The sequence below is a fragment of the Marinobacter sp. ST-43 genome (assembly GCF_030541085.1).
Classification (GTDB): domain Bacteria; phylum Pseudomonadota; class Gammaproteobacteria; order Pseudomonadales; family Oleiphilaceae; genus Marinobacter; species Marinobacter nauticus.
On sequence record NZ_JASSVO010000014.1, the window covers coordinates 87,325 to 94,242 of the forward strand.

Here is a 6,918-nt window from a genome sequence, read left to right on the forward strand (position 1 = left end):
ATAACAAGACCCCATGATTAGCGCCTGGCTGCTTGTCCTTATATCGATCACTTACATTTCACTGCTGTTCCTGATCGCCTGGGCAGGTGACCGGCACCCGGGGCTCTACAAGCGCCGTCTGGCCAGAACCCATATTTACGGTTTGTCCCTGGCCGTCTATTTCACGTCATGGACCTTCTATGGCGCAGTTGGTCGGGCCACCCAGGAAGGTCTGGCATTTCTCCCCATCTACCTGGGCCCGTTACTGGTATTCATTTTCTTTGCGCCGCTGCTCCGGCGCATCATCTACATCAGTAAACGCAACAACAGCACCTCCATTGCCGACTTTATTGCCTCGCGTTACGGCAAATCCCAGGTGCTGGCGGCCATGGTGGCCATCTTTGCCCTGATCGGCAGCGTTCCCTACATTGCCCTTCAGCTCAAAGCCATTGCCCTGGGGTTTAATGTCCTCTCGGGCACCGGTGACAGTTATCAGGAATTGAGTACAGCGGCCTGGAACGACTCTGCCTGGTACATCACCCTGGCTCTGGCGGTCTTTACCGTGCTGTTCGGAACCCGGCACCTGGAGTCCACAGAACATCATCGGGGCATGATCCAGGCCGTTGCCTTTGAATCACTGATCAAGCTCATCGCCTTTGTGGCGGTGGGGCTGTTTGTTGGCTACGGGCTGTACGATGGCTTCGGGGACCTGTTTACCCGAGTCCGCGAAGCTGACCTGATGGGCACGCTTACCACAGAGTCGCTGGAAGCCCCTGCGTTCCTCACACAGACGCTGGTTGCCATGCTGGCCATCATCTGCCTGCCACGGCAATTTCACGTGATGGTGGTGGAGAACACCGATCACCGGGATTTTGAGGTCGCTCGCTGGGCGATGCCGATCTATCTGATCATCGCCAGCGCATTCGTCATTCCCATTGCCGCAGCCGGACTGTTGAGCACTCACCTGGCGGGCAGCGATCCGGACATCGTCATCCTGCAACTGCCGATCATGGCAGGGGAACACTGGCTTGCCGTACTGGCGTTTCTGGGCGGTGGATCAGCGGCGGCCGCCATGGTGATTGTCTGTTCCGTCGCCATAGCCACCATGGTGAGTAATGAAATCATCATGCCAGGCCTGCTCAAGTTCTTCCGACCAGGCATGAACCGACGAACTGATCTCAGCTTCCTGCTGCTGACGATCCGGCGGGTTGCCATCTTTGTAGTACTGCTGACCGCCTACGGCTTCTACCGCATGGCTGGCGAAGACTACAGCCTGACGGCGTTTGGCTTACTGTCCTTTGCCGCAGCGGCCCAGTTTGGTCCCGCGCTCGTAGGCGGTATTCTCTGGCGCCAGGGTAACTTCACCGGAGCTGCCTGGGGCCTTGGGCTGGGCTTCCTGATGTGGTGTTACACCTTGCTGTTGCCCGCGCTGGTATCCACCGGGTGGGTTGCGGATACCCTGATTGAGCACGGCCTGTTTGGCTGGAACTGGACCCGACCAACAGCCCTGTTCGGTTCCGACCTGGATCAGATTAGCCATGGCATTCTTTGGAGTCTGGGGGTAAACACCGGGGCCTATATTCTGCTCTCCCTGATTACCCGGCAACGTATTCGGGAGAAGATTCAGATTGCCGCGTTCTTCCACGATGCGCAGCCCAAAGCCGAGAATGCCCAGCACCAGAGCTGGCAGGGTGAGATTCTTACCTCCGACCTGCAGGCCCTGACCGACCGGTTCATGGGGGAAGAACGTTCCGAAAGCATTTTCAGGAACTACGAACGACGTAATGCCATCCGGCTCTATCCTCAGCGGCCAGCTTCCACCCACCTGATGAAGTACATAGAGCGCCAGCTGGCATCGGTGATTGGAGCCTCCACCGCCCGCGTGGTTCTGGAGTCGACCCTGACTGGCCGCGATATGCAGATTGAGGACGTGGTCAGCATTGTCGATGAAGCCTCCCAGGCCATGACCTTCAGCCGGGAATTACTGCAGTCTGCCATCGAGAACATCAGCCTGGGCGTGTCCGTGGTCAACCATCAGCAGCAACTTGTCGTCTGGAACCATCGCTATCTCGAGCTGTTCAACTATCCCAAGGGCTTTGTCCGGGTTGGCCGGCCGGTTGAAGACCTGATGCGCTATAACCTCACCAACGCCAACCTGTCTGCCCGTCGAATTGACGACATCGTCGAGAACCGCTGTAACAGCATGCGTGAAGGCAAACCCATGTCTTACGAGCGTCAGCGCCCCGACGGCACGGTCGTCCGGGTGGATGGCAGTCCGATTCCAGGCGGCGGCTATGTCACCACATTCCAGGACATTACCGCCATGCGCAGGACCGAGCAGGCCCTGAAGGAAACCAACATCTATCTGGAGCAAAGGGTCCGGGAGCGTACCCAGGAACTGCAGGTGATCAATGAGCAGATGCTCAAGGCCAAGTCGGTAGCCGAGCAGGCAAACCAGAGTAAAACCCGCTTCCTTGCCTCTGCAAGCCACGACCTGCTGCAACCCCTGAACGCAGCAAGACTCTTTACCTCCGCGTTGTCCGGCAAAGTGAACGAGGGCGAAACCCGGGATCTGGTAGACCACATCGACAGCTCGCTGGGCGCGGCTGAGGAGATCATCAGTACACTGCTGGACATTTCAAAGCTTGATGCCGGGGCACTTGAGCCGGATATCGGCGTGTTTCCGGTCAACGAGCTGCTTCGGCATCTGGCCACCGAGTTTTCAGCCATCGCCAAGGATCAGGGGCTGGAACTGCATGTAGTCCCCAGTACCGCCTGGGTCCGTTCCGATGCGAAACTTCTGCGTCGTGTGGTACAGAACTTCCTGTCCAATGCCATCCGCTACACTGCAAGCGGCAAGATCCTGATGGGCTGCCGACGCCTCAAAGGCTATCTTCGCATTGAAGTCTGGGATACCGGCCCGGGCATGTCGGATGACCAGCTTAATCACATCTTCGAGGAGTTCCGCCGATTCCAGCATGGTCGCGACAAGAAGGGGCTGGGGCTTGGCCTGGCCATTGTTGATCGTATCAGCGGCATGCTGAATCACCCCGTCACCGTGCACTCCATCCAGGGCAAAGGCAGCGTATTCGGGATCACGGTTCCGGTCGCCCCGGCCGATCAAAGCCGGCTGGATTCCCAGAAAAGCGGCAGCAGTTCAAGGCGGGTCTCCAATCTCGGGGGCCTTCACGTTCTGTGCATCGACAATGACGCAGCCATTCTGCAAGGCATGGTCGCGTTGCTGGGCAACTGGCAGTGTGATGTCACTGCCGCCGAAAGCCTGGATGATGCCCTGGACAAACTGGACGCACGCAGGCCCGATATTATACTGGCTGATTATCAGCTGGATGATAACCGCAATGGACTGGATGCCATGGACAGCATAAGGGAACATCGGGGAAGCGACATTCCCGGCATCCTCATTACCGGCTATATGGCGCCGGAGGTACGTGACGACGCAGGCAACCGGGGCTACCAGGTACTGTACAAGCCAGTGAAGCCTGCAGCCCTGCGAGCACTCGTAAACAAACTACTTAAACAGAAGCGGTCATGAATCCATCCGACCGGAAAGACGCAGTAAATCCGTTTGGCAAGCTTACTTTTCTTGTTGTCGACGATTTCGAGAACTTTCGGCTATCCATGCGGCAGATGCTCCGCAGTTGTGGTGCCGACAAGATTGAGCTGGTTGCTCACGCCACGCCCGCCATCCAGTACTGTACCTACAATCACGTCGATGTCGTGCTGTGCGATTACAACCTGGGGGAAGGCAAAAACGGCCAGCACGTACTGGAAGAGCTGAGGCACAAGAAACTCCTCAAACGCTCATCGCTGTTCCTGATGGTAACCGCGGAAACCTCCAAGGAAATGGTCATGGGGGCACGGGAATATCAGCCTGACGGCTATCTGACAAAGCCCATTAACCGTGCCATGCTGGAGCAACGTCTGGGCAGCCTGATCAAACAGCGCAATGCCCTGCTCCCCATCACCCGGGAGATCGACCGGGAAAACTACCCGGAAGCCATCGTTCTTTGCCTGCAAACCCTGCCCAAACAGCCCCGCTACAAAACCTGGCTGATGAAGACACTCGGGGAACTCTACTTCATGGTCGGCGACCTGGCCCACGCCCAGAAGGTCTACGATGATGTTCTGAATCAGCGGGAGCTGTCCTGGGCCCGGCTAGGCCGGTGTAAGGTATTGCTCGCCAACCGGAACTTTGATCAGGCCGTCGACGGCCTCAAGGCTCTGATTGAAAAACACCCGGACTATATGGAAGCCTACGACCTGCTGGCCGAAGGCCTTCAGAAACAGGGACGATCGGCCCAGGCCCAACAGGTTCTTGAGAAAGCAGCTGAACATTCCCCCAACGCTCTGCTCCGCCAGAAGCATCTCGCTGAACTTGCCGGCGCAAACCAGGATATTGACACCGCCTCCCAGGCCTGGCGACAGACGGTGTCTCTGGGCACCTATTCCATACACGACAATGCAGAGCATTACCTGTCGCTCGCCCAGAGCCTGTCCGATCTGAGCGAGGGCGATCTGGACGAAGAAGGCGCGGCGCGCTCGTCAGAAGCCCTCTCTGTGCTTACGAAAATGGAGAAACGGTTCGACAACGATGAAACCATCGGGCTCAAAAGCCGGATCGTGCAGTGCCGTCTCCATGCCGGACAAGGCCGCCACCGGGAGGCCGAAAAGATTCTTACCGCGGTCAGCTCGGAGCTCGAGAGCCTGGCGGAACTCCCGGCCGATATGGGGCTGGATTTCGCAAAAACCCTGTTCCGGATGGGCCGGGAAGATCAGGCCAAAAGAATCCTCGGCGATCTGGCCTCACGATTTGATAACGACCCGGACACCTTGCAGAAAATTGAAAACCTCCTGGACGAGCCCGTTGGCTTCCGTCAGAAACTGGAAGCGCGCAGCATGAACCGGGATGGCATCAAAGCGTTTGAGGCAGGCGACCTCGACGCTGCAGTGGAAGCCTTCAACAAAGCCCTGGCGATCGTTCCGGACCATGCCGCCCTGAACCTGAACCTGGTTCAGGTGTTGATGAAGCAATATGACCAGAGCCCGGAGCCTGCGTTACTGGCTGCCTGCCAACAGCGCCTGGATCGTCTGAGCAAGCTGCCAGAGCAGCATCGTCAACACCGTCGATACCTGGCCCTCACCCGAAAACTGAAAGGACTGACCGCATGACCGACCCAAACATCGACTTTTCGATGGTGCTGGCCTCTGCCGTGCACGACATGAAAAATTCTCTCGGCATGTTACTGAACAGCCTCGACGAACTTCGTGGTGAACATGAGCAATCCCTTGCTGGCTCCGACAAATTCAACATGCTCCAGTACGAAGCCGAGCGTATGCATAACGATCTGGTTCAGTTACTGGGTATCTATCGCCTGGGAGAAAACAATCTCTCTGCCCACATTGACGAGCATTTTGTGCCGGATTTCCTGGAGGAGCACCTCGCCAGGCATATCCCTTTGTTGCAGGGACTCGGCCTCAAATATTCAATTGCCGCAGATGACATCAATGGTTTTTTCGACGAGGACCTGTTGACCGGCGTACTCAACAACACCATCAACAACGCCATCCGTTATACCAAAAGCCAGATACGGCTTATTGCGCGCGAAGAAGACGGTTATCTGGTGCTGGGGGTTGAAGATGATGGCCAGGGCTACCCGGAAAGCATGCAACATACTGGTACCCTGAGTTTCAAGTCGCTGGACTTCAATACCGGCAGTACCAGCCTGGGGCTGTTCTTCGCCTCGTCTGTGGCCGCACTGCATAGCGAAGGCGAGCGAACCGGCTCCATCAAACTGCACAACGGCGGCAGCCTGGGTGGGGGTGTATTCGAAATCTGGCTGCCCTGACGCAAAAATGAAATGGGAGTCTCAAAAACGGAACCCGGGCCCGCCAACCCACTGCATATTTTCTGAGCTGCACTTATAGTGCCCGAGTCTTTCGGACTGATTCATCACGGCGTAACAACGTCTGTCACTTCCAGGGAGGAGCTCTCTCATGCCGCGAGGGCACGCACTGATCATCGAAGACTCGTCAACGGCCCGTATTCTGTTGTCCCGGCTGCTTGAACGGGCGGATATCTCTACCAAAGGGGTTGCCACTGCAGAGCAGGCCTTTCCCCTGCTTCAGCAGGAACATTTCGACCTTATCTTCCTTGATCATCTCCTCCCGGGTATGAATGGCTTTCAGGCACTGGAGAGACTCAAGCAGCAGCCGGAGACGCGGGACATCCCGGTATTCATGTATACCTCCCAGAACGCAGAGCGTTACCTACAGGAAGCCAGAGCCCTCGGTGCTGCCGGCGTCATTCGCAAGCAGGTTGACCGGGACCAGCTGATGCGAACTCTGGATATCATTCTGTCTAACGTGCCTGATCAGGAACAAAGTGAAGCCATCCGCCTGGCCGTTGAGGAAGGAGGACATCACGGGTTGGAAGCAACGGAACAGAACTCCCGGGGCATGACCGGGCGCCTGTCCACGCTGGAAATTGCCTATGAAGAGCTGGAGGAAGAAATCCGTGAGTTGCGCGCTGCCTTTACCGAATGTCAGCTACAACAGGTTCAGAAGTTAGACCAGCAACAACGGCAAATGCGCTGGCTCGGCGGCTTATCCATTGCGGGTTTGGTGGCACTGGTTTGGCTTGTCACATGGCAGGGAGGGGTTCTGGACGAGTATATTGCGCGCACCGATGAACAATTCAGTTTGCTGCACAGCATTGTTGGCGGCGTTATTGAATTAATCGGTCGCTAGTGACCATAAAGGCAGAAATAAAAAACCCCCGACAGCGAAGCTGTCGGGGGTTTTAGGCATTAGGCGCCTGACGATGACCTACTCTCACATGGGCAACGCCACACTACCATCGGCGCAGGTCTGTTTCACTTCTGAGTTCGGGATGGGATCAGGTGGTTCCAGACCGCTATG

At 56.9% G+C, this 6,918-nt stretch carries 4 protein-coding genes and 1 rRNA gene; 4 read left to right on the forward strand and 1 reads right to left on the reverse strand.

Features of this window, described 5'->3' with window-relative positions; genetic code table 11:
* Positions 1 to 13 precede the first annotated feature (13 nt).
* The 4 genes from QPL98_RS15180 (at position 14) to QPL98_RS15195 (ending at position 6,747) form a co-directional block, all read left to right on the forward strand.
* Positions 14 to 3,532, forward strand: coding sequence for a PAS domain-containing hybrid sensor histidine kinase/response regulator (locus tag QPL98_RS15180; RefSeq protein ID WP_023011387.1), 3,519 nt, complete (start codon positions 14 to 16; stop codon positions 3,530 to 3,532).
* A complete protein-coding gene (locus QPL98_RS15185; protein ID WP_199451748.1) occupies positions 3,529 to 5,169 on the forward strand; it encodes a tetratricopeptide repeat-containing response regulator in 1,641 nt (546 codons plus the stop codon). The genes QPL98_RS15180 and QPL98_RS15185 overlap by 4 nt, the downstream gene beginning before the upstream one ends.
* Complete coding sequence (locus QPL98_RS15190; protein ID WP_014421940.1) at positions 5,166 to 5,846, forward strand: sensor histidine kinase KdpD; 681 nt, start codon at positions 5,166 to 5,168, stop codon at positions 5,844 to 5,846. The genes QPL98_RS15185 and QPL98_RS15190 overlap by 4 nt, the downstream gene beginning before the upstream one ends.
* Positions 5,847 to 5,994: 148 nt before the next feature.
* Complete coding sequence (locus QPL98_RS15195; protein ID WP_014421941.1) at positions 5,995 to 6,747, forward strand: PleD family two-component system response regulator; 753 nt, start codon at positions 5,995 to 5,997, stop codon at positions 6,745 to 6,747.
* A 65-nt stretch (positions 6,748 to 6,812) separates the two neighbouring features.
* On the opposite strand, the gene rrf is transcribed toward QPL98_RS15195, so the two are convergent.
* Positions 6,813 to 6,918 (reverse strand): 5S ribosomal RNA (gene rrf / locus QPL98_RS15200); the annotation flags it as partial.

What these genes read in the sequence shown, in the direction of transcription:
- QPL98_RS15180 (WP_023011387.1), top strand. Translation starts at nt 14, where the DNA reads ATGATTAGCGCCTGGCTGCTTGTCCTTATATCGATCACTTACATTTCA.
- QPL98_RS15185 (WP_199451748.1), top strand. Translation starts at nt 3,529, where the DNA reads ATGAATCCATCCGACCGGAAAGACGCAGTAAATCCGTTTGGCAAGCTT.
- QPL98_RS15190 (WP_014421940.1), top strand. Translation starts at nt 5,166, where the DNA reads ATGACCGACCCAAACATCGACTTTTCGATGGTGCTGGCCTCTGCCGTG.
- QPL98_RS15195 (WP_014421941.1), top strand. Translation starts at nt 5,995, where the DNA reads ATGCCGCGAGGGCACGCACTGATCATCGAAGACTCGTCAACGGCCCGT.